This window comes from Paenibacillus sp. NEAU-GSW1, assembly GCF_009737085.1.
Lineage (GTDB): Bacteria > Bacillota > Bacilli > Paenibacillales > Paenibacillaceae > Pristimantibacillus.
This window is the reverse complement of the sequence record NZ_WOVL01000040.1, coordinates 1-22,229: the sequence shown is the minus strand read 5'-3', so window position 1 is coordinate 22,229 and position 22,229 is coordinate 1. Positions and strand designations below refer to the sequence as shown.

The 22,229-nt window shown below is 49.5% G+C and carries 24 protein-coding genes and 1 rRNA gene; 24 read left to right on the top strand and 1 reads right to left on the bottom strand.

The genetic code is table 11. The annotated features are described in order from the left end of the window. Position 1 precedes the first annotated feature (1 nt). The 22 genes from GOM71_RS22375 to GOM71_RS22275 all read left to right on the top strand — a co-directional run bounded on the left by GOM71_RS22375 (position 2) and on the right by GOM71_RS22275 (position 20,204). Positions 2 to 721: an SAF domain-containing protein gene (locus GOM71_RS22375; protein ID WP_156285193.1), complete on the top strand. Its 720-nt coding sequence runs from the start codon at positions 2 to 4 to the stop codon at positions 719 to 721. Further along, positions 718 to 1,596 (top strand): CpaE/TadZ family protein, encoded by an 879-nt coding sequence (locus tag GOM71_RS22370; RefSeq protein WP_156285191.1) that lies wholly within the window; start codon positions 718 to 720, stop codon positions 1,594 to 1,596. Before GOM71_RS22375 ends, GOM71_RS22370 begins: the two co-directional genes overlap by 4 nt. Continuing rightward, positions 1,593 to 2,966 carry an ATPase, T2SS/T4P/T4SS family gene (locus GOM71_RS22365; protein WP_156285189.1) on the top strand — a complete coding sequence of 458 codons (1,374 nt, stop codon included), beginning with the start codon at positions 1,593 to 1,595 and terminating at the stop codon, positions 2,964 to 2,966. Before GOM71_RS22370 ends, GOM71_RS22365 begins: the two co-directional genes overlap by 4 nt. Beyond that, complete coding sequence (locus GOM71_RS22360; RefSeq protein ID WP_367649753.1) at positions 2,950 to 3,894, top strand: hypothetical protein; 945 nt, start codon at positions 2,950 to 2,952, stop codon at positions 3,892 to 3,894. Before GOM71_RS22365 ends, GOM71_RS22360 begins: the two co-directional genes overlap by 17 nt. A 23-nt stretch (positions 3,895 to 3,917) precedes the next feature. After that, positions 3,918 to 4,808 (top strand): hypothetical protein, encoded by an 891-nt coding sequence (locus GOM71_RS22355; protein ID WP_156285185.1) that lies wholly within the window; start codon positions 3,918 to 3,920, stop codon positions 4,806 to 4,808. A 25-nt stretch (positions 4,809 to 4,833) separates the two neighbouring features. After that, on the top strand, positions 4,834 to 4,989 hold the full coding sequence (locus GOM71_RS24010) for a hypothetical protein (protein WP_173275942.1): 156 nt from the start codon (positions 4,834 to 4,836) through the stop codon (positions 4,987 to 4,989). Positions 4,990 to 5,011: 22 nt separating this feature from the next. Further along, positions 5,012 to 5,158: a hypothetical protein gene (locus tag GOM71_RS22350; RefSeq protein WP_156285183.1), complete on the top strand. Its 147-nt coding sequence runs from the start codon at positions 5,012 to 5,014 to the stop codon at positions 5,156 to 5,158. Further along, on the top strand, positions 5,155 to 5,580 hold the full coding sequence (locus GOM71_RS22345) for a hypothetical protein (protein ID WP_156285181.1): 426 nt from the start codon (positions 5,155 to 5,157) through the stop codon (positions 5,578 to 5,580). The genes GOM71_RS22350 and GOM71_RS22345 overlap by 4 nt, the downstream gene beginning before the upstream one ends. Positions 5,581 to 5,598: 18 nt before the next feature. Further along, positions 5,599 to 6,087 carry a hypothetical protein gene (locus GOM71_RS22340; protein WP_156285179.1) on the top strand — a complete coding sequence of 163 codons (489 nt, stop codon included), beginning with the start codon at positions 5,599 to 5,601 and terminating at the stop codon, positions 6,085 to 6,087. A 111-nt stretch (positions 6,088 to 6,198) separates the two neighbouring features. Beyond that, positions 6,199 to 7,425 carry a M24 family metallopeptidase gene (locus tag GOM71_RS22335; protein ID WP_156285177.1) on the top strand — a complete coding sequence of 409 codons (1,227 nt, stop codon included), beginning with the start codon at positions 6,199 to 6,201 and terminating at the stop codon, positions 7,423 to 7,425. A 77-nt stretch (positions 7,426 to 7,502) separates the two neighbouring features. After that, entirely contained in the window at positions 7,503 to 7,982 is a 480-nt protein-coding gene (locus GOM71_RS22330) for a PH domain-containing protein (protein ID WP_156285171.1), read from the top strand. Continuing rightward, the gene (locus GOM71_RS22325) at positions 7,975 to 9,453 is read left to right on the top strand and encodes a PH domain-containing protein (protein ID WP_156285167.1); all 1,479 of its coding nucleotides are present in this window, start codon (positions 7,975 to 7,977) and stop codon (positions 9,451 to 9,453) included. The genes GOM71_RS22330 and GOM71_RS22325 overlap by 8 nt, the downstream gene beginning before the upstream one ends. 137 nt (positions 9,454 to 9,590) lie before the next feature. After that, positions 9,591 to 9,986 (top strand): GntR family transcriptional regulator, encoded by a 396-nt coding sequence (locus GOM71_RS22320; protein ID WP_156285162.1) that lies wholly within the window; start codon positions 9,591 to 9,593, stop codon positions 9,984 to 9,986. A 5-nt stretch (positions 9,987 to 9,991) separates the two neighbouring features. Then, positions 9,992 to 11,092, top strand: coding sequence for a DUF1648 domain-containing protein (locus GOM71_RS22315; protein WP_156285157.1), 1,101 nt, complete (start codon positions 9,992 to 9,994; stop codon positions 11,090 to 11,092). Between the two features lie 202 nt (positions 11,093 to 11,294). Then, on the top strand, positions 11,295 to 11,675 hold the full coding sequence (locus GOM71_RS22310; protein WP_156285155.1) for an ATPase: 381 nt from the start codon (positions 11,295 to 11,297) through the stop codon (positions 11,673 to 11,675). Between the two features lie 158 nt (positions 11,676 to 11,833). Further along, positions 11,834 to 12,121 (top strand): Asp-tRNA(Asn)/Glu-tRNA(Gln) amidotransferase subunit GatC, encoded by a 288-nt coding sequence (gene gatC / locus GOM71_RS22305; RefSeq protein ID WP_156285153.1) that lies wholly within the window; start codon positions 11,834 to 11,836, stop codon positions 12,119 to 12,121. Between the two features lie 27 nt (positions 12,122 to 12,148). Beyond that, entirely contained in the window at positions 12,149 to 13,606 is a 1,458-nt protein-coding gene (gene gatA, locus GOM71_RS22300; protein ID WP_156285151.1) for an Asp-tRNA(Asn)/Glu-tRNA(Gln) amidotransferase subunit GatA, read from the top strand. Positions 13,607 to 13,619: 13 nt separating this feature from the next. Continuing rightward, complete coding sequence (gene gatB / locus GOM71_RS22295) at positions 13,620 to 15,059, top strand: Asp-tRNA(Asn)/Glu-tRNA(Gln) amidotransferase subunit GatB (protein ID WP_156285149.1); 1,440 nt, start codon at positions 13,620 to 13,622, stop codon at positions 15,057 to 15,059. A 221-nt stretch (positions 15,060 to 15,280) separates the two neighbouring features. Beyond that, complete coding sequence (locus tag GOM71_RS22290) at positions 15,281 to 15,988, top strand: MgtC/SapB family protein (protein ID WP_156285147.1); 708 nt, start codon at positions 15,281 to 15,283, stop codon at positions 15,986 to 15,988. After that, a complete protein-coding gene (locus GOM71_RS22285) occupies positions 15,970 to 17,727 on the top strand; it encodes a DUF6677 family protein (protein ID WP_156285145.1) in 1,758 nt (585 codons plus the stop codon). Before GOM71_RS22290 ends, GOM71_RS22285 begins: the two co-directional genes overlap by 19 nt. A 105-nt stretch (positions 17,728 to 17,832) precedes the next feature. Further along, positions 17,833 to 18,264, top strand: coding sequence for a peroxide-responsive transcriptional repressor PerR (gene perR, locus GOM71_RS22280; RefSeq protein WP_156285143.1), 432 nt, complete (start codon positions 17,833 to 17,835; stop codon positions 18,262 to 18,264). A gap of 257 nt (positions 18,265 to 18,521) precedes the next feature. Then, positions 18,522 to 20,204: a glycosyl hydrolase family 18 protein gene (locus GOM71_RS22275; RefSeq protein ID WP_253944987.1), complete on the top strand. Its 1,683-nt coding sequence runs from the start codon at positions 18,522 to 18,524 to the stop codon at positions 20,202 to 20,204. 78 nt (positions 20,205 to 20,282) lie between these two features. Here the strand turns inward: GOM71_RS22275 and GOM71_RS22270 are convergent, their stop codons facing one another. After that, positions 20,283 to 20,621: a YgzB family protein gene (locus tag GOM71_RS22270; RefSeq protein WP_367649752.1), complete on the bottom strand. Its 339-nt coding sequence runs from the start codon at positions 20,619 to 20,621 to the stop codon at positions 20,283 to 20,285. Positions 20,622 to 20,778: 157 nt separating this feature from the next. On the opposite strand from GOM71_RS22270, the gene GOM71_RS25065 reads away from it, so the two are divergent. Together GOM71_RS25065 and GOM71_RS22260 are read left to right on the top strand one after the other, a co-directional pair. Further along, positions 20,779 to 21,645 (top strand): nucleotidyltransferase-like protein, encoded by an 867-nt coding sequence (locus GOM71_RS25065; protein ID WP_367649751.1) that lies wholly within the window; start codon positions 20,779 to 20,781, stop codon positions 21,643 to 21,645. A 480-nt stretch (positions 21,646 to 22,125) separates the two neighbouring features. Continuing rightward, a 16S ribosomal RNA gene (locus GOM71_RS22260) occupies positions 22,126 to 22,229 on the top strand; the annotation flags it as partial.

The window sequence follows — 22,229 nt, the reverse complement described above, 5'->3', positions numbered from 1 at the left end:
TATGAATAAAAAACGCAATATTGGCATTAGCATTGCGGCATCTTTAATGTCGGCTGCACTCGTTTACGGATTATTTCAATTGCAGCAGTTGCAGCTGGAGAAGGAGGAGACGATCGCAGTCGTCGTTCCGAAACGGTTTATCGAAGCGGGGAAAAGGCTTGAAGCGTCGGATTTGACTTACAGACGAATGCCGCGCGAGGCGGTGGACGGCAGTATGCTGCTGCAGCTCAATCAGGCCGAGGGAATGGAAACGATTGTGCCGCTTGGGACGAATGAACCGATTTTGGTCTGGAAAATAAACCGGTTTCGACTGCTGCCTGCAAGCTCGGAATCGACGTTTCAAATTCCGCGGGAATATATTCGTTCGATTTCGAATGGAATAAGAGCCGGCGACAAGGTGTCGATTTATGTGTCGGGCGAAGGCCAGCCATCGGGGAGGCTGTTTGAAAAACTGGTAACGGTCGCTTCTGTAAAATCGTCGGGCAACGTTGAGATTGACGATGCGCAAGATCCGAATTTGCTCTCTTTGGCCGATGGCGATCTGGAGCGGATGTATGCGTCTAGGCGCGACGCGAACGGGATGATTGATTACATCAATTTGAATCTTTCCGAGGAGCAATGGCTGCAGATTGACAGCTATTGCAAGGACGGAGTCCGCAAGCTGGTTATCGCTTTTAGCCCGGAATCGCTCAGTGTAGCTTCGGAAGGAGCGGCGCCATGAACGAGGCGGCATTTGCCGCTGCTGCATCAAGCGCTGGAGCCGCGCCGTTTATCGGGTTCGTTGGCACAACGCCGAATATTGGGACGACCGCAGCGGCCTTCGCGCTCGCCTATCGCATAGCGGAGGCAAGCTGCAAGCCGGTTGGCTATCTCTGTCTCCATTTGAAAAGCGCTAAAATTCACCGTTATATCGGGGTCGATCATCCGGAAGTGACACTGGATAAGCTAAGGCCGGAATTGGCGTCTTGCTCATTATCGGGAGAAAAGCTGCTTCGCGCCGCTTATGCCGTCAAGGAATTGCCTAACTTGCAAGTTTTGTTCGGCAACATGCATCGCGATCAGGCGGAATTTTTCACACCGGAAGAAGCGGAGCATTTGATCGACGTTGCACGGCGGTCGTTTTCGATTGTCATAGCGGACACAGGAGCTTATTGGGATAACGCGGCAACCGTGTGCGCGATGCGCCTTGCACAATCGCGAATTGTCGTGACGACCGGCGCTTTGACTCATTTTCAAGAGGATGGGAAACGATGGATTCAACAAATATCGCCGTTGTTTGGTATATCAGCAGAGCAATATGAGACATTGCTCATTCATCCGCCATGGGGCACTGGAGGCTATCAAATGAAAGAAGTATGCAAAGAATTGGGAACTGCTAAGCTGGGCGAATTGCGCCTGTCTGATACATTGTTCGCGCAATTGGACAGCGGCAAATACAGTCAATGGCTGAAGGAGGATTCAGCCGGGAAGAAGGCGATGCTTGAGCCGGCGAAATCGCTGATGAATAAGCATGGCATTCGCCGCTCATTTCCTGCGGTGCATGCGCAGCCGTGGTACCGAAAGCTTATTTCGCACCGAAATGGCGTCGGCTCATGAAGGGGATGAATGGCAGCCGGTTTTCTCCTGCGGATTACTCTGCAAAGCTGCGAAGCAATGCCGCAATGGCAGGGACTCAAGTTGCGGACGGGATGGATGGCGACGGCAACATCGATTTTGAAAGGCTGACGGAGGAAATGAAGAGCTACCTGGCTGCGCCTCGCGGTCTGAGCGAAGAGGAGAGGCGGCAGTACAACGAGACCTTGAACCGTGCGGTACTGGGGTTTGCATCCGATCGCGAGCAAGTTCTTGCGATTATTGCCGACCGCTTGATTCAATTGCGCCTTCACCAACTGGATGGATATACCCATTCGTACCAGACGCTTGCGGAAGCTTTGTTTGCTGAAGTAGTAGGACTTAACGCGCTCGAACTTATATTGAAAAACAAGGAGGGACTGGAGGAAATACAGGTGGTCGGCACCGCTATTTATGAGGTGAGGGGCGGCAAAACGATATCTTCCAGATACCGATTTGAGCATGTGCGCGAGGTGGAGCGCATTCAGCAAAATTTAGTGCTGTACAACAATGACCGCATCAGTCCGCGCAAGCGGTGGGCGGAGGTCGTGCTGCGCGACGGTTCTCGCGTTACGATGACCGGGTTCGGATTTACCTCAAAACCGACGTTGACCATCCGTTTTTTTACGGTGAGAAGCTTTAGTCTGGAGGCATTAATCGATCCTGCCTTCGGGACATTGAACATGCGTATGAAGGTAATGCTGGAAGCGGTGCTTCAGTCTCGCTTTAATCTGGTTATTATCGGACCGACCAATTCGGGAAAGACGCATTTGATGAAAGCGTTAATTGCCGGTTTGCCGAATGAAGAACGGATCGTGACGATTGAAGGACGGTTTGAAATGATGCTTGGCCGCGATTTTCCAGACAAAAACACGGTCGAGTACGAAACGGATGAAGATGATCCGCAGCATCGCGCATCCCAGGCGTTCAAACTTGCGCTGCGGCAATCGCCGGAACGGATTATCCACGCCGAAATTCGCGACATGGACGCTAACATATACGTGCGAGCCTGCACGAGAGGCCATTCGGGCAGTATGACTACCGTTCATGCCAACGCGCTCGAAGATGTGCCGGAAGCGATTTGCGATATGTGCATGCTGGATGGGCGAGGGATGAATCCAGATCGGTTGACGAAGAGAATTGCCGAATACGTGACGCAAATCGGCATTGAAATGCGCAATTTGAACGGCCGCAGATTAATTGCGCGTATCGGGGAAATCGGCTGGGAAGCAGGAAAGGTGCGAGTGCTCGACTGGGTTCGCTTTGACGAACAGGCCGGTGAATGGGTCTATCCGAATTCTCCTTCGGTGAAGGCGAGCATGCAGCTGGCCAGAGGCGGTGCCGCCATTGATTAAGCTGTCGGTGTTCGCAGCAATTATTTTGTTATTTTGCGTGATTCATATTGCGCTAGCCGCGTTGCTTTCCAATTGGTTGAATGAACAACAGCGGCGCGGGCGGCTTTCCTTTCGGAGGGAAGGGCGGCTTTATTACCAGCTCACGGAACGGTTCAAGCGTTTCGGCAGGCTGCATCGCCATTTAGAGATTTTGCTGGAGTCGCTTCAGCTGAAGCTGGAGCCGGGAGGCCTAGCCCTTTGTTCTTGCCTTCTGCTGCTAGGCGGAATCGCCGCTGGAGGACTGTTCTTTCAAAGTATAAAAGGGACGCTGCTGCTTGGCGCAGTAGCCGGCTGTCTGCCTTATGTAAGTCTTAGGACGCTGCTCGTTCAGCGCCAAATGCAGCTGCAGCTTGATTTCTTGCCGTCAGTCGAACTGTTTTACCAGTGCTACCTCGTTACCGGCGGACGGCAGGTGAGAGTGGCATTGCGCCGGACGGTTGAGGAGCGAAGGCTGCTCGGTCCGATGCAGCCGGTGTTCGAGCAGCTTTACCGCAATTTATCGGTGCGCGGGGATGATGAAGCCAGCTTGAAAATATTTGCTGGAGCGCTAGGCCATGTGTGGGGCCACTATTTCGTTAATATTATTCGGGTCGCGCTCTCCGAAGGGACGCCAATTGAGAGCAGTTTAAAGGAGCTCATTACCGATTTGCGCAAAGCGAGACGGGCGAATGAGCAGGAGCGCAATCGGCTGCTAGAGATCCGCATCGCCAATTTCACGCCGATTTTGTTTTTAGCGTTGTTCATCGGCATTAACATGCATTACAACAAAATGAACGCATACCGCTATTATGTTATTGACCCTGCGGGAAGGGACTTGCTGCTGAACGCTCTCGTTCTCATTTTTGCATCCTTTCTTATGGGGCTGTGGCTGTCGCGGCGAAAGCTGTAACAGGAAAGGGGAGTGTAAGCCGGATGCAAGCTCATGAAGCAGTGGAGTGGATGATCCGAGCAGCAATCGTTGCCGGCCAGCTTGTTTTTGGCTTTGCAGGGGCGTATGCCTTAATAAGGCTGCTGCCGCAGAGAAGACCGCGCTGGACGCACCTTTTGCCGCCGGATTGGCAGCAGCGCCGAATGTCGGAACGCGCGCTCAGGACGCTGCGCCTTTCGCGGGACCAATCCGCGTTTGCGGAGAGAGAGACGCTTCTTGCCGGCTGCGGAATTGCCGCTGATGCGGCATGGTATATGGCCGCGAGAAGGGTGCTGCTGATCGTGCTGCCATTGGCGCTGGCTGGATTGCTAACGTATCGCGTGCTCCATGGAACGGGGAGTTGGCTCCCGAGTGCCGTGCCATCCGCACTTTTTATCGCGCTGTATGGGGACGTGCCTTGGCTGCGATCTGTTCGAAAACTTCGCGCGCAGCGAATTACGAAGGAAGTTTTTGTAATGAGCAATCAATTGCTTTATTTGGCTGAATCCTCTTTGCATATCCATGCCAAGCTGTTTCGATGCGTTCCGTATACACGTACATTGCGCGGCGATTTAGAGAGGCTGCTTGCGGAATGGTATCACGATGCGGAGAAGGCGCTTTATCGTTTCAAGCACCGAATCGGGACGGATGACGGCATGAGCTTTGCGGAGACGATTGATTCGCTTCGTCTGGACGAAAGTGCGGAATATTATGAACTGCTGCGCGAACGAATACAGGATTATAAGGAGAAGCTGGAGCTTGCCAAGGAAAGCCGCAAAGAGACGGCCTCCTACGCGCTTTTTATGCTGGCGGGCATACCCATTCTATATACGTTTCAAGTTTTTATTTATCCGTGGGTGCAAGAAGGTCAAAAGCTTTTTGATACTTTAGGTTAGGCTGATACGGAAGGAGGTGGAGTAGATGCGAAATATTTTGATAACCGTCATGATGCTTGTCGTCGTTATTGTGTTGTTCAACAGTATCGTGTCCAAAGATACGACTGGGACGAGCGATCGCATTTCCTCGCAAGGGGACGCAGCCAATACGAAAATAGGCGATATGCTCAAATCGAATTAGAAATTTGACGGGAGGGAACCCGATGCGAAGCTTGCTTCTGTCTATGCTTTTTATTGTAACTGTCATTGCAATCTATACGACAATAGCAGAAGGGGAGGACGGGATGAAGCAGCGCATTTATGACTCGGAAGAAGCTGTGGGAAGCTACATCCGGCGAATGAGCCCATGAAAAATATTGTCGTATTCATCTTATTCGCATCGATGATTTGCTGGATGATGTTTTCGCCGATTTATCGGCATGTGTTGATTATAAGGCAAGCGGCGCTTCAGCAAGAGACCGATTATTTGCTGGAGGTAGGCGCAAGCGGCGCTTACGGATATATCGATTCGGCCATGATTGAGCAATCCCGGCAAAGGTTGGCTGATTTCGGATTTAACGAGGAATCGGTTGAGTATATGGTGACGGCCGACAATGGCAGCGAGGCGACGAATCCTTCCGCGCCTCTCCCTCGCGGCACCGGTCTGCTTCTTACGATGAGCTATCCGTATGAGGACTTGTTTCAGATTGACCGGCTGATCGGCATGACTCCGATTGGCGAAAACGCGCGAATGAGCGCTTTCGGCGTGAAGATGAGCGAATATGTCCCGTAGGGAGGAGGGCGCTTCCGTTTGTATAAGCTGTTATTGTTGGTTTTGATGGTGACAGTGTGGATGATCTTGCAACTGCAGCAAGTGAACGAAGAGGTAGCAATGAAGATGCTCTTCATGGGCAAAAGAGCGGTTAATCGAGCGGCTCATGCGGCTGCGCTGCAACTTGACCGCGAAGCGTTGTCGGAAGGTATCCTTCGAATTGATGAAGTCGCTGCGAAAGCGGCGGCTTTGTCTTATTTGGCCGCCAATTTGCGGCTTGACGCAAACGGGAGGCCGCTCGAAGCCTCGCCGCTGCGCGAGCCGGTCGAAGTGTTGATTTTCGAAATTATAAATGATGACCACTCGTTTCCGTATGTATATCGCAGCGATGAATATAATTACGAGGCGACGCTTCGCAGCCCAGGCGTCATATTAATCGTCCGGATGGAGCATCCTGGACTATCCTCGAACGCGGAATCCATCGGTTGGAATATTAAAGGGGTGGCAGAGCACGTTTCTGTCAATTAAGGGGGCGGACAACAAGTTGACGCAATGCCGGAATATTGGTGTAATAAGCGTAAGCTTCCAGTGCTGCGCGAAATCGCAAGGGGGCATTTCATGTAATTTGGAGTTGGTACGATGATTGATAGCTTGCAAAGTATCTCGACAGAAACGGCGATGGAACGCATTGCCCGCTTGCAGCAGGAGATGCAAGCTAATGGGGCAGACGGCATGCTGATTACACAAAATATCGATTTATTTTATTTCACCGGCTCGATGCAAACGGGCTATGCGTTCGTGCCTGCATCGGGCGATCCTGTCTTTTATGTGAAACGAAGCGTTGAACGCGCGATGCTGGAGACTGGAATTCGTGTCAAGGAGCTGGGTGCTTTCCGACAATTTCGGCAGACGCTGGCGGGCGACTATCCGGAGCTGTTCAGCGGCGGCAAATGCTTGCGGATCGCGGCCGATTTAGATGTGCTTCCCGCGCAAACGTATTTAAAGCTGGCAGAATGGCTTGCAGCAGGAAAAGGAGGCTGCGAGCTGGTTGACGGCTCAGCGTCGATTCGCAAACTGCGCATGATTAAATCGGAGGTTGAAATCGAACGCATTGAAGCGGCGGCGCAAGCTGTCGATGAAGCGTTGACAGAAGCGTTGAACGAGCTGCGGGAAGGAATGTCCGAGCTCGCATGGATGGCTCGGATCGAATATGAACTGAGATTGCGTGGCCATATCGGGCTTATGCGCATGCGCGGCTACAATCAAGAGATCGCTACTGGAATGCTGATCTCCGGCGCTGCTGCGGCCATGCCGACGTATTTCGACGGTCCGGCCGGCGGTCTTGGACTGGGCGCTGCATCGCCGCAAAGCGTAAGCCGCAGCCTAATCAAACGCAATGAGCCGATTTTGCTTGATATCGGCTGCTGCATCGACGGTTATATTATTGACCAGACGCGTACGGCTGTAATCGGCGAGCTGCCGGAACGGCTTTTGTTTGCGTATCAGACCTCTGAGGCAATCATTCGAGAGACTGAACAACAGATGGCACCGGGAGCCGTCTGTTCCGACCTGTATGTCCGTGCGCTTGCGCAAGCGGCAACAGCAGGGCTGGCGGATCACTTTATGGGCTATGGCGCGGATCAAGCGAAATTTCTCGGTCATGGGATCGGCCTTGAAATCGATGAATGGCCAGTGCTGGCAAAAGGGTTTGATATGCCGCTTGAAGCGGGCATGGTCATTGCCGTGGAGCCGAAGTTTACGTTCCCTGGACTAGGCGTTGTCGGCATTGAAAATAGTTATTGCATTACAAATGCATCTTCTCGGCCGCTTACGCGTACTAAAGAAGGCATCATTCAATTGCCATAATAAGGATGCGGGGCGAGCAAGTTTGCATATATGCATTTCGCAAGCTCCGCAGGATAGCCAAAGGAGTGCTTGAAGAAATGAATCGACCTCTGACGAGAAGATTGGATCGCGATTATATGATCGTGACGCGCATCAGTTCATTAGTTACACATGCAATCTTTTATGCGCTTATCGCGGGTTATACAGCGCTTGCAGGAGCAAAGGACTGGACGTTTATTCCGGCCTGGATCGCGCTTGGCGTCGTTACCGCATCAGCGTTGCTGTTTACGTGGCTGCTGCCGGCGTGGAAATATCGCAGCTTCTTTTACGAGCTGTTTGAAGAAGAATTGGAAATTCAATCGGGATTTATTTTTCGTAAAAATGTGCTCGTTCCGATGGTTCGCGTGCAGCACGTCGAGCTGGAAAACGGTCCGCTTATGAGGAAATATAAGCTGACATCCGTGCAAGTCGTAACAGCGGCTACGACGCACCGAATCAGCGGCTTAAAACAGAGCGTGGCAGCAGAACTGAAGCATCAAATCAGCTTGCTTGCGAAGGTGGAGGATCAAGATGAATGACCGCCGCAAGCTGCACCCTGTTTATGTTGTTTTCGCCCTTCTTCAAACGATTAAAGGGTTGATTCCTCTGGCGGTTTTAACGTTATTGCGCGGCGCCGATTGGATGAATATGTATTGGTATGCGGGGTTTGGCGCTGCAGTTGTATTACTGATCTTATATGGATTTTTTGATTGGCGAAATTATACGTATGCTCTTGCAAACGATCGAATTGTCATTAGAAAAGGTGTTTTGTTTCGTGACGAGAAGACGATCTATTTCGGAAAAATACATTCAGTAAACATAGAACAGCCTTTCGTTCAACGGATTCTGGGCGTTGCGCAATTGAAAATCGAAACGCCGGGAGGAAACAAAAAGGCGGACGGCATTTTATCGGCGTTAAGCGTGAAGGATGCGGAGCAGCTTCGCGTTCAGCTATTGAACCGCAAAGGAAAGGCCGAGACTGATGAATCGGTATTAAGCGGGAATCCGGCCGCCGATGCGCAACCGAAAATGCACACGCAGGCAGCAGTGCCTGCAGTTGCAGAAGCTTCGAGTCCCTCTTATCGTTTGCATGGCGGCCAACTGCTGCTTGCAGCGTTGACTTCAATGAATTTTGGGCTTGTAGCAGCGTTCGTGGCAGGTCTCTATTCATTTGCGGATGATGTAATTGAATTAATCGCTCCCGACCACTTCTATGAGAATATCGCGAAGGAGTCGGTTAGCCTGCTTCCGAGCGGCGCTGCTATTGTATTGCTCGCAGCGGGCGCCTTAATCGTCGCCTGGCTGCTCTCTATGCTGCTGTTCTTTGTTAAGTTCGCTGGCTTTGAGGTGAAGAAGGAAGGGCGACGCGTGTCGATTTCGTATGGCCTGCTTGATAAAAAGACGCATGTTTTCGATCCGCGCAAGGTGCAGGCTGTTCTTGTGCAGGAGAATGTATTGCGGCAGCTGGCCGGTTACGCGCAAATTCAGCTTCAGGTAGTTTCTTCGGACAAAAATGAGAAACTTTGCTTACATCCTTTTATACCGATCGCAAGGCTGCAAGAAGTACTGGACGAATTTGTGCCTCAGATAAAGGCGCACTCGGTCGCCGCGCAGGCGCCCGCTAGAGCGTTGCTTTATTACATGAGATTTTGGCTTATAGCCGTACTTGCTGCTTGCGCCGCGACGATTGCGTTTTTCCAGCTTGCGGGACTGTGGTCGCTGTTGCTGCTGCCATTGGTTTTCTGGTGGAGAATTTCCTGTTTCCGCGCAGCGGGAATGAGACTGGAGGACGGCCAGCTTACATTGAGGAACCGAATATTCAGCCGCACGACGTATTTTACCCGCAGGCCGCAAATTGTCGCTATGAAAGTGAAAAGAAGCAACGGGCAAGAGCGCAGACGATTGCTGACGATTGCAGTTCACGCGATGGGCAGCGCTCAGCATTTCAATGTCAAATGCTTGGACAGCGGCGACGTTGAACCGGTCTGGAATTGGTATCGAAGAAATTAATAAAGGAAGGTGTCCGATATGTCATGAAAATGACGACGGGACACCTTTTTTTTATGTCCGCTTGCAGTTTTATTTTATCTGTTATATTATATATATAACAAAGATAACAAGTGTTGAACGAGTGAGGGGGGACGGGGATGATTATCGAGCTTGATTTGCAGTCGGACATTCCTATATATACGCAGTTAATGGATCAAATTATAGAAGGAATTGCAAACGGCGCGCTTCAGCCGGGCGAATCGCTGCCATCGGTTCGAAGTCTGGCGGCAGACATCGGCATCAATTTGCACACTGTTAACAAAGCCTATACGCTCTTGAAGCAGGAAGGGTTTATCCAGGTTCACCGTAAGAAGGGCGTCGTTGTTGTCGATAAGAATGCTCTTCCTTCGACGACGGAAGACTATTTATCGAGAGTGCGGAAGCAGCTCAGACCAATTGCTGCGGAAGCGATATGCCGGGGGCTAAGCGAGGAACAGCTGAACGAGATGATTAAACAGTTATATAGCGATATCCAACAAAAAGACAGGGAGTGATTGGGATGCATCCGTACATTGTTTTCTTGGTTTTATATTTACTAATGAACATTCTCTTAATCGTATCGCCTTTTTTGGCCAAGAAGTCGATTCAGTTCGGCATCGCGATTCCAGAGCCGCATCAAGCTGACGAGAGTCTTGGCGCATTGAAAAAAGGTTATATGAGATGGTCTGCCCTATTGACTTTAATCGGAATTGCGCTTTTTTTCAGCATTTCGCCTTGGAAGGGAGAAACGCAGTTTGCCTCAGCACTTATCAGCGCCATCGTTTTTGCATTAATCGCCCATGGAGCGCTTTATTTCGCTTACTACAGCAAGACGAAAAAGCTGAAAGCAAGCAAAGGCTGGCAAACTCAATTTCCTTCGGCAACAAAAGTCGCTGTCGACATGTCCTTTCACAAACAGAAAAAAACGTATTCGAATCTGTGGTTTTTGATTCATCTTGGCATTATCGCAGGGACTGCTATTTATTTAATCGCCATCTATGACCGGATTCCGTCCGTTATGGCGACACATTTCGATTTTCAGGGGCATGCGGACGGCTTCTCGAAAAAAAGCTTTGCAAGCGTATTTGATCTCAGCATCTTTCAACTGCTTCTGCTGGGCATCATCGTTTTTACAAATTGGATGACGGAAATGTCCAAGCAGCAAAATGATCCGTCCAATCCAAAGCAATCGCTCGCTAACAATATTAAATTCCGCAAAATTACGTCTTTATTTTTAATGGTGCTTAGCTTCATAATTACAGCATTTTTCTCGCTGTTAAAGCTGAGCAGCGTGCTGGAAGCGGGATCCGATTTTATCGGCACAAGCTCGTTCGTGTTTCTAATCCTGCTTTTCGGGACGATTATCCTTTTTATCGGGATGGCACTTCGAGCCAAACAGAGCTCGTTCTCCGCTGAAACGACGATCGCTCCGATGGACGATGATCGGTATTGGAAGCTCGGAAGCATTTACTATAATAAAAAGGATCCGGCTTTGTTTGTTGAGAAGCGTCATGGCATCGGCTATACGATCAATATGGGACGTCCGATCGGCTGGGTTATCTTTTTTTTCCCGTTCGTCATTATCGCATTAATTATATGGCTTGCCGCAGCCGCGGGATAATAAGCCTTTAATAATTGCATCCTTCAGCAGTCTATTGGACAGCGCTATTATTTTTTAGTAGGATAGTAGCAAGCAGAAACGGTTTCGCCGTCCTTTGGAGGCTTAACTCTGTTTCGCGTTGAAATATAAGCGTAGTATAAGGAAAAACTTATACTTTCTTATATTTTTATAAATTCGCGGTTGATAGACTGGAGTGAAGACGATGCTTAAATTAGGATCGAAGGTCGTCCTAATCGCCGACCAATACGAACAAAATCTTCCCATTGGGGAATATGGTTATATAATCGCTTACGATCGCAATGCGGATAATGTATTCGACTACGTGCTTCGAGTGCCGGCGGCAAACCGCAACTTTCTCGTGCCGGATGAGGATGTCGAGCTGGAAGAAGTGCTTATTCAGCAGGAGGTTGACCGCGTGGAGCGCGAAGCGCTTATCGATTATGCGCTGGCGACTTATAATGAAGAGCTTTTCAACTGGATTGTAAAAGGCGAGGAAGCGCCGTCCCAGGTAGAGAACAGCGGCGGAGAAAGCCAAAGCCGGGAAGATTTTATCCGGCAGGTCAATTTGAAAGCCTGGATATAACCGTAACGTTTGCTCCTTCCGAAGCTTCGGAAGGAGTTTTTTTTGTCATTAGTCGGCAAAAAGTGAAGAAGGCGTATGCTTACTACTTTGTGAAATAGCAATTGTAAGCTATAATGGAAAGAATGAAATGAAGGTTGGAAAGGGAGGACATTGCATCCATGAGCATTACGTTGAAAGATGTCGAACATGTTGCCAACTTGGCGCGGCTGGAATTGACCGAGCAGGAAAAGGAGCAATTTACCGGCCAGTTGAACGCGATTTTGAAATATGCCGAGAAGCTGAACAGCTTGGATACCGACGGCGTTGAGCCGACCAGCCACGTGCTGCCGATTACGAACGTCATGCGCGAAGACATTACGCGCGAGTCGCTGCCGATCGAGAAAGTGCTCTTGAACGCGCCGGACGAAGAGGACGGACAAATTAAAGTACCAGCTGTTTTGGAATAATTGAGGGATCGAAGGGAGGAGCTGCAGTTGGCACTTTTTGATTTGCGCCTGCAGGATGTACATAACAAGCTAAATGATAAAGAGATCAAAGTTTCCGAACTGGTGGATGCATCTTACCGCCGTATCGCGGAAACGGACGATGCCATTAAAGCGTTTATTTCTCTGGATGAGGAAAATGCGCGCAACGCTGCTGCCGAGCTGGACAAGCAGCAAAATGGCTCGGAGCGGGGACTTCTGTTCGGCTTGCCGGCCGGCATTAAAGACAATATCGTTACGGAAGGGCTGCTCACTACTTGTGCGAGCCAATTTCTGAGCAATTATAATCCGATCTATGACGCGACGGTTGTGTCCAAGCTGAAGTCTGCGCAATCGGTTACGATTGGCAAGCTGAACATGGACGAATTCGCGATGGGCGGCTCCAATGAGAACTCGAGCTATTTCCCGACGCGCAACCCATGGAACACCGACTTCGTGCCAGGCGGCTCCAGCGGCGGCTCCGCTGCATCGGTAGCAGCCGGCCAAGTATACTTCTCGCTCGGTTCGGACACGGGCGGTTCGATTCGTCAACCGGCGGCTTATTGCGGCATTGTCGGTCTGAAGCCGACTTATGGCCTCGTTTCGCGCTTTGGCCTTGTCGCGTTTGCTTCGTCGCTTGACCAGATCGGTCCATTGACGAAAAACGTTGAAGATTCCGCATACGTCCTGCAGGCGATTGCCGGTTATGACACGAAGGATTCGACTTCGGCGAACGTTAGTATCCCTGACTACACTAGCGCTCTTACAGGCGATGTGAAAGGTCTTCGGATCGGCGTTGCGAAAGAATATTTGGGCGAAGGCATCGATCCGCAAGTAAAAGAAGCGGTGATGAACGCGCTGAAAGTATATGAAAGCCTGGGCGCAACTTGGGAGGAAGTGTCGCTTCCGCATACGGAATATGCAATTGCGACTTACTACCTGCTGGCTTCGTCGGAAGCGTCCTCGAACCTGGCTCGTTTTGACGGCGTACGCTACGGCGTCCGCGCCGACAATCCGGACAATCTGATCGACTTGTACCGCAAGTCGCGCAGCCAAGGCTTCGGTCCGGAAGTTAAGCGCCGCATCATGCTTGGCACGTATGCGCTCAGCTCGGGCTACTACGATGCTTATTACCTGAAAGCGCAAAAAGTGCGCACGCTGATCAAGCAGGATTTCGATCAAGCGTTCAGCAAGTTTGACGTTATTATGGGGCCAACCGCTCCTACGACTGCTTTCCGCATCGGCGAGCAAGTCGGCGATCCGCTGACGATGTATTTGAACGACATTTGTACGATTCCGGTCAGCCTTGCCGGCGTTCCGGCAATTAGCATTCCTTGCGGCAGCGCCAACGGCATGCCGATCGGTCTGCAAATTATCGGCAAAGCTTTCGATGAATCGACCGTTCTGCGCGCTGCGCATGCGTTCGAGCAAAACACCGAATTTCACCGCGCGCGGCCGCAGCTGGGTTGAGAGGAGAATAACGATGTCTGAAGCAAATAAATATGAAACGGTAGTCGGACTCGAGGTGCACGTAGAGCTCCACACGAACAGCAAAATCTTTTGCGGTTGCTCGACGGCATTCGGCGCTCCGGCGAATACGCATACTTGCCCGGTCTGCCTGGGCCATCCCGGCGTTCTGCCGGTATTGAACAAACAAGCGGTAGAATATGCGATGAAAGCGGCAATGGCGCTGAATTGCCAAATTGCCGACATTAGCAAATTTGACCGTAAAAACTATTTCTATCCCGATTCGCCTAAGGCGTATCAAATTTCGCAATTTGATCAGCCGATCGGCGAAAACGGCTGGATCGATATCGAAGTAAACGGCGAGACGAAGCGCATCGGCATTACACGCCTCCATCTTGAAGAAGATGCGGGCAAGTTGACTCACGTTGACGGCGGATACGCATCGCTGGTTGACTTTAACCGCGTCGGCACGCCGCTTGTTGAAATCGTATCGGAGCCGGATATTCGCACGCCGGAGGAAGCGAAAGCGTACCTCGAGAAGCTGAAAGCGATTATGCTTTATTGCGAAGTATCCGACGTAAAAATGGAAGAAGGCAGCCTTCGCTGCGATGCGAACATCAGCCTTCGTCCGTATGGCCAAGAAAAGTTCGGCACACGTGCCGAGTTGAAAAATATGAACTCCTTCCGCGGCGTACAGCGCGGCTTGGAGTATGAACAGATTCGCCAAGCGGAAATTTTGGATAGCGGCGAGAAAGTCGTTCAAGAGACACGCCGATGGGATGAAGCTCAAGGCAAAACGTTCTCGATGCGCGGCAAAGAAGAATCGCATGATTACCGGTACTTCCCGGATCCGGATTTGGTTCGTCTCCATATCGACAATGATTGGAAAGAGCGCGTTCGCGCTTCGATTCCGGAACTTCCGGATTCGCGAAAAGCCCGTTACACAAGCGACTATGGCTTGCCTTCCTATGATGCGGAAGTGATCACTTCCTCGAAAAAGCTGGCTGACCTGTTTGAAGAAAGCTTGTCGCATACGAAAGATGCGAAGACGGTTTCGAACTGGATCATGGGCGATTTGCTCGGTTACTTGAATGCGAACAGCCTCGAGCTGAACGATGTGAAAATTACAGGACAAGGCCTGGGCGAGATGGTCGGATTGCTGGAAAAAGGAACGATCAGCAACAAAATCGCCAAAACGGTATTTAAAGCGATGCTGGAATCCGGCAAGCTGCCGCAGCAAATCGTTGAAGAGCAGGGTCTGGTTCAAATTAGCGACGAAGGCGCAATTCTTGCAATCGTCGATCAGATTATTGCAGCCAATCCGCAATCGGTAGAAGATTTCCGGGCGGGCAAAGAGAAGGCGATCGGCTTCCTCGTCGGTCAAATTATGAAAGAAACGAAGGGCAAGGCAAACCCAGGCCTCGTTAACAAGCTGCTGCTTGAACGGTTGAAATAAGCTGTTTGCGTTGAAGCGGCGATTTCGATCGCAAAGCAGTTCATGAAATGGAATGGAGCGCCGTTCATCGAGAGGATGAACGGCGCTCTTTAAATATGCTTGTATTTCAATGCGAAACGAAGCTTCGCCGCTAAAAGACGGCGAAGCCGTTTCTGCTTGATTCAAGGCGTGCATACAATTATGTTACAATAGGCTTACATAGAGAAAGGTTGTCTGCGAACATGCTGCATTCCGTATCCAATCCGTGGTATATTAGCGAATTGCATATTTTGCTCAGACTGCTGCTGGCATTGCTGCTAGGCGGATTAGTCGGCTTTGAGCGCGAGCAATCGAATCATGCCGCTGGGCTTCGGACGAATATTTTGGTCTGCATAGGCTCTTGCCTGTTGATGCTGTTGTCCATTTACGGCTTCGCTTCGTTCGTCAATGAAGTCAACGTGCGGGTGGACCCTGCTCGTCTTGCGGCAGCCGTTATTACTGGCATCGGTTTTCTTGGCGCCGGCACGATTTTGTTTACGGGAAAGTCTATTACCGGCTTGACGACAGCAGCATCGCTTTGGGTTGTAGCAGCCATCGGCTTGGCCGTAGGCGCAGGCTTTTATTTCGCTGCCGCGGCATCGACGGGAATGGTGCTGCTTACCTTGTGGGCATTCAATAAGCTGGAGAAAAGATTTATTAGCGCTAAGCGGGAATATTTGCTCAAAATTCAAGCGGATGAGCAATCCAAAATAGTATTGGCATTAAACGCGCTGTTAACGGAGCGGCAAATCATTTTACGCAAAATGCTTTTTGAAGAGGCAGGATTTGAAAACGGAGAAAAGCAATACATGCTGAATTTATATGTAACATTGCCGAAGACGGAGTCGCTTCTTACTTTGGTGGATCAAATTAAGCATATGGAGGGGGTTCATTGCGTGAGCTCGGAGTAAAACGGAAGAAAAGCCGTCTGCTCGCCGCATTTTTAGCATTTATGCTGCCGGGAGCAGGACACTTGTATGCAGGACGCTATGCTCGCGGGCTGCTGATCATGGCGGGCCTGCTCCTTGATGCTGCGGCAATTATTAGGCTCGCGGATGCAAACGGCGCGCGGCATTTGCTGTTTATCGTCTATCTGGCGCTGGCCTTGCCTGCCTTCTATTTTGTCAGCGTATTTGATACGCTTCAAAGTTTGGAAAATCCGTCTGACAAGCCGTCCAAGCTGACAGTAATGAGCGGAGTGCTGCTGATGGCGGCGGGCTTGCTGCTCGGTTTGCTCATCCGTCCGCCAAGTGTTCTGGAGCCGTGGATGAACGAGCTGGCGGACTATTCGGTGGGACCGTTGTTAATGGTTGCCGCTATTTCGATATTTATGATGAACGTGAAGGAGGCGAAGGCTATGTTTAAGCTGGGACGATTGACTTCAGTTGCTGTAATCATTACAGTGGGCGGCTTGCTGCTGTCGGACCAGCTGCAAACTCGCAATGATATTGCGATCATACAACAGTGGTGGCCTGCCGTTTTTATATTGCTTGGCGCGGAATTGATCGGCTTTGGCCTTGCCGGCCGAAAAAAAGAGCAACGTCTCCGATTGGATTTCAGCGGCGGTTTTCTTGCCGCAATTGTCGTTATTTCGGCGCTGCTCGTTACCCAGTATGCGGAATTGCCTTTTAAATGGCTGGATCAATACGTTGAACTTAAGGGCGGCGCAGATTACGGCGAGGAAAAAGGGTTCCGTTATGCGAAGGAGCAAATTGTCGTTCCGCTTGATTCTGCAGTAGCCCGGTTGAAAATCGTTAATCCGAACGGCGATGTAACGCTCCGCTCCGGCGATACGGATAATGTGCTGATCGATTCGGAAGTATGGGTCGACATGGACAATAAAGATGAGGCGGATACGGTCGCGGAAAAATCGATAGTGGATTTTACAATCGATACGTCCGCGGATACGGAGGAAAATGCGGCAACGATTGCGGCAAGCACTGCGCTGACGATTGAAGGAAAAGGCGAGCAGTACGGCGCCAGCGGCGCGCGAAAGCCGCATATGAACATTGTGGTAACCATTCCAAGGGGTTCTGCCGGACTCGAGGCATCCATAAATGTAGTCAGCGGGACCATTGATGCAAGCGGACTTGCTTCTGCGAAAAGCTTAAAAGTATCCAACGTTAGCGGCGATATTGCTTTGGCGGACATTCAAGGCAATATTGAAGTGACAGGCATAGACGGAAGCATTACGTTACGCAAAGCTGAGGGAGAAGCGAGTTTAAAAACGAAGAACGGGTCGATCGCCGTTGAGGATGTAACGGGAGGCTTGACTGCGGAGACGATTAACGGCAGCGTAGAAATTAATAAGGTTTCCGGCATGATCGAAACGGAGACTAAGAACGGTAAAATCAGGATCGTTGAAGCGGCATCTTCGGTAAAAGCAGATACGCTTAACGGGGGGATTGAAGTGTCTAGCCCGATTGTAGGCGGAGACTGGGACATTGACAGCTCGGTTGGCGAAATTGTTGTTCAAATACCGGAGGAAGGCGATTTTTCAGTCTACGGGTCGGTAACCTTTGGCAATATTAAAACCGACTTTCCGTTCGATGTGAGCAAGAAAACGGTGCGCGGAACGTTTGGAAGCGGCAAATACCGCATTCAGATTAATGCCACGAATAGTATAGCCATTAACAGATATGGGCAATAATGAGCAGCGCTTTCATTGACAAAACATTTTGTATGAACGTACAATAGTTTTAACTAATTAAGTTCGACTACTTAGAACTACCTAGAGAAGAAGGGCGTGAGGGTAATGGCAGCAGCTAGCGTAAGCCAAGCATTGGAACAGCTGAAAATGAATGGCGTCCGTATGACCCCGCAGCGCCATGCCATATTGAGTTATTTGATGGGTGTGAAATCACATCCGACAGCAGACGAGATCTATAAGGCGCTGTCACCTAATTTTCCAAGTATGAGCGTGGCTACGATTTATAATAATTTGCGTTTGTTCGTGGATGCAGGCTTTGTACGCGAACTGACCTATGGCGATGATTCCAGCCGTTTTGATGCCGATCTTTCGGATCATTATCATGCGATTTGCAAGCATTGCGGACAAATTGTCGATTTTCACTATCCGCCATTGCTTGACGTTGAGCAAGCTGCTTCGAATATTACCGGATTTGTCGTCGAAGGACATCGAATGGAAATATACGGAGTATGTTCGGATTGCTCTGTGAAACAATAGTGTGTTTCGTTTCGTCAATTGAAAAGAGCTGGTAAATAACGTGCAAAATGCGGTCATTCGCTTTTTTTGCACGTTTTTTATTAAAATATAAGAAAGTATAAGTTTTTATTTATACTATGCTTATATTTCAACTAGAAACGAAGCTCCGCCGCCAAAGGACGGCGATCCGTTTCAGCTTGGCAAACAACATACATCAGGAGTGTGAACGATTGGAAACGATGTACAGCAGGAAGCCGCGCCGTAACAGGGGCGGAGGAATGAAAGCTTTTGTTGTTTTTGTATGTGTGGTTATAGTCGTTCTTGGCGCTATAGCAATTTATTTGCGTTATATACCGAGCAATCAATTTAAAGATGTTCAATATGCGGCGGAGCATCCGATCACGTTGTCTGGCGGGCTGCTGGAAGACGGCGCTCTTATGGAAAATGAGGAGATAAAGCTGCCGCTCGAAGTGGTTCATAAAGCGCTTGGATCGGACGAGCTGGTGCGCTACGAGGCTGATTCAGGTTCGATCATTATGACTACCGCAGACAAGGTGCTGCATATGCGGACGGATTCGCTTACGGCAACGATGAATCAAAAGTCTTACGAGCTGCAAATTGCCGCAGAATCCAGAAATGACCGAGTCTATATCCCCATTACTCCGCTTGAGGAACTATACGGGCTTAAAGCAGAGTATGTCGCTGACACCGGGATCGTTGTGCTGATGAAATCCGGCGAGAAGATTCAACTGGCGGAGGCGAAAGGGAAAAAGGGAGCGGCAATTCGTACAGAGCCAACAATCAGAGCTCCTTATGTGGAAAGAGTCGATCAAGGAAAATCAGTTCGGGTATGGGGCGAAAGCGATGGATGGCTGATCGTTCAAGGTCCGCAAGGGCATCTCGGTTATATGGCGATAAAGAATGCCGTTCTATCTACAATAGAAACAGTACCTGAACCCGAACAAGAAGCGCCATTTACAGCTTGGAAATTGGAAGGCAGCAAAATTAATTTCATCTGGGAAGCAGTCTATGAACGTAATCCCGATCCTGCCAAAATCAATGAGATGCAAGGCGTCAATGTCGTGAGTCCGACTTGGTTTGAGCTGCAGGACGGCAATGGGACGATTAAATCAAAGGCGGACGCGGCCTACGTTAGATGGGCTCATAAACAAGGGATGCAAGTGTGGGCGTTGTTTAGCAACAGCTTTGAACCCGAACTTACGACTGAGGCGCTTGCAAGCGTAGAGAAGCGATTCAAAATAATACAACAGCTGCTTGCTTTTGCTGAAATGTACGATTTGCAAGGAATCAATATCGATTTTGAGAATGTATATACGAAGGACAAAGCGAATGTAGTGCAGTTTGTGCGCGAGTTAACTCCGTTGCTTCATGAGCAAGGGTTAGTCGTATCGATTGATGTAACACCGAAGTCGAACAGCGAGATGTGGTCATTGTTTCTTGACCGGAATGCTCTTGGCAAAGTTGTCGATTACATGATGGTCATGGCATACGACGAGCATTGGGCGTCAAGTCCGAAAGCCGGCTCCGTCGCTTCGCTTGGCTGGACGGAAGAAGCGGTGGCACGTATTTTGGAAGAGGATCAGGTGCCTGCGGACAAGCTGATTTTGAGCATGCCGCTATATACTCGGATTTGGACGGAGAAAGGCGAAGGCAGCGAGAAGCAAGTAACTTCGAAAGCTGTCGGAATGGATCGAATTAACGAAATTATCGCGAATAACAAGTTGAAGCCGGTGCTTGATAAAGAATCGGGACAGCATTATGTAGAATATAAAGAAGACGGGGCGCTGCAGCGCATATGGATCGAGGACGATACATCTATTAAAGCCCGAATCGCTCTCGTTCACAAATACGGGTTGGCAGGAGCAGCATCGTGGCAGCGTTCGTTCCAAACTGCATCCATTTGGAAAACGATAGACGAAGCGTTAAATCACAAGCCATAATTTTTCTATTATATAGAAGTAAAAAAAAATACCCCCCTGGTTGCTTGGGATGGATTCTCGAGCAATAGGGGGTATTTTTTATTCGGTTGCTTGAGCCGGGTCGAGCGTCAGCATCGTTTTGCAATACATGCAGCGGTCTGTTTTGCCAAGCATTTTCGTAGGCTTTCCGCATTCAGGACACTGAAGCATGGTCGCGCTCGTCGACATCATGCCTGCCCAGAAATAGACAATAACGCTAATGAGCAGCGAAATCATGCCAAAAACCATAAAGATAGCCGCAATAATTTTGCCGGCTTGTCCCCACCAAATGATGCCGCCTGTGCCGACAATCATAACTCCCATGCCGACAAGGGTGAATACGAGGCCCCACAAACGGAATTCATTGATTTTTGCTGATTTGAAAAAAAACTTGTTCACTTTGTCCAATCCTCTCCATGACAATAGAAGTATTAAAATCATCAGGACGGTTTTCTTGCGTGTGAAGCAGGAAACCGGCACTGCTTTGTCGAAAAAGGAATACCAATAGACTATTATTATAGCCGAATCCTCATGGATAAGCTATACGGAGGCAAAAGTGAAACAGATCATAGAGCATTTCGCACAGTATTTTCGCTCGCAGCCTGATGTCATCAGTCTAGCCGCCATCAAGAATCCGTATCCATATAACCCCTTTATTGAAGGATTGGACATATTGCTGCTCGTCATCAGAGAGCGTGGCTGCGTTTCGGGAACCGAGCATCAGCGGTATGAAGGGGAGCGTATTCTAATTCGTACGATTGACTCAGACATCGTGGAGAAGTGTACCGTCTGCGGGGAGCACCGCAATTTGATAGAGTGGATTGTTCGGGGGGAGATTGTGTTGGATCGCGATCAATATTTGACCAATATTCGCGAACGGTTAATGTTATTTCCGGATACGATGCGGGAACAAAAGCTGCTTGCCGAGTTTAACGGCTTTCTGCGGACGTATCTGCAAGCAAAGCATGAGCTGGAGAGCGGAAATATATTGGACGCATACAGCCATATCTTGACAGCGCTTCACCATTGGGCTCATATCGTCCTTATCGAGGAAGGACAGCATCCAGAGCTAACCGTATGGAAGCAACTGCGACTCGTTCATCCAGGCGTATACAAGCTTTATGAAGAATTGACAGTTAGTCATGAGACTGTGAAGCAGCGTGTCGAGCTTGTTGTTCTGGCATGCGAATTTACGGTAATGAACAAAATGAAAGACAGCTGCTCGCTTTTGTTCAAGGTAATGGCAAGCAGAGAAGAGCCGTGGAGCATTATTGAGCTGCAGACACATCCTCAAATTGATCAGCTGCACTTAGACTTGTCACTGCTGCTTCAGAAGCTCGTAAAGCGCTCCTTTGTTCGCGAAGTAGCCGTCATGCCTAATAACGGAGATACGGAAGCGATGGAGCTGCGTTATTTGATGTAGCTGAACAAAGCCCGCAAGCGGTGTTTTATTGGCCGTTGCGGGCTTTTATTGTGTGCGAGGTTGTGGCCATTTACTGCATATAACACTGCAAAACAATATCTTTAAAATAAAGCTTGACTCTAGGTGTTTCTCTGTGATAAATTAATACTCGCCGCTTTTGAAGGTGCTGTTGAAGTTAAACGACATTGCATTTGGATCGATTTGCAGATCAGAAATGAACATCAAATAAACGATTTAAAAAAAATGTCGAAAAACGAAAAAAAGTACTTGCAATCGAATAGGCACCTGTGATATATTATAAAAGTCGCCGCTGAGAAAAACGCGGTTGACACGAAAAAGAAATTGTTCTTTGAAAACTGAACAACGAGCGAAACTGCCCCGTTAGAAATAACGGAAAAGCGATAAAACAAAGTAATGAGCAAGTCAAATTCTGACCGGGATTTTCCGATCAGTCTTCGGCTGGACAATCGGAAAACCCTTTCTATGGAGAGTTTGATCCTGGCTCAGGACGAACGCTGGCGGCGTGCCTAATACATGCAAGTCGAGCGGATCTGATGGAGTGCTTGCACTCCTGACGATTAGCG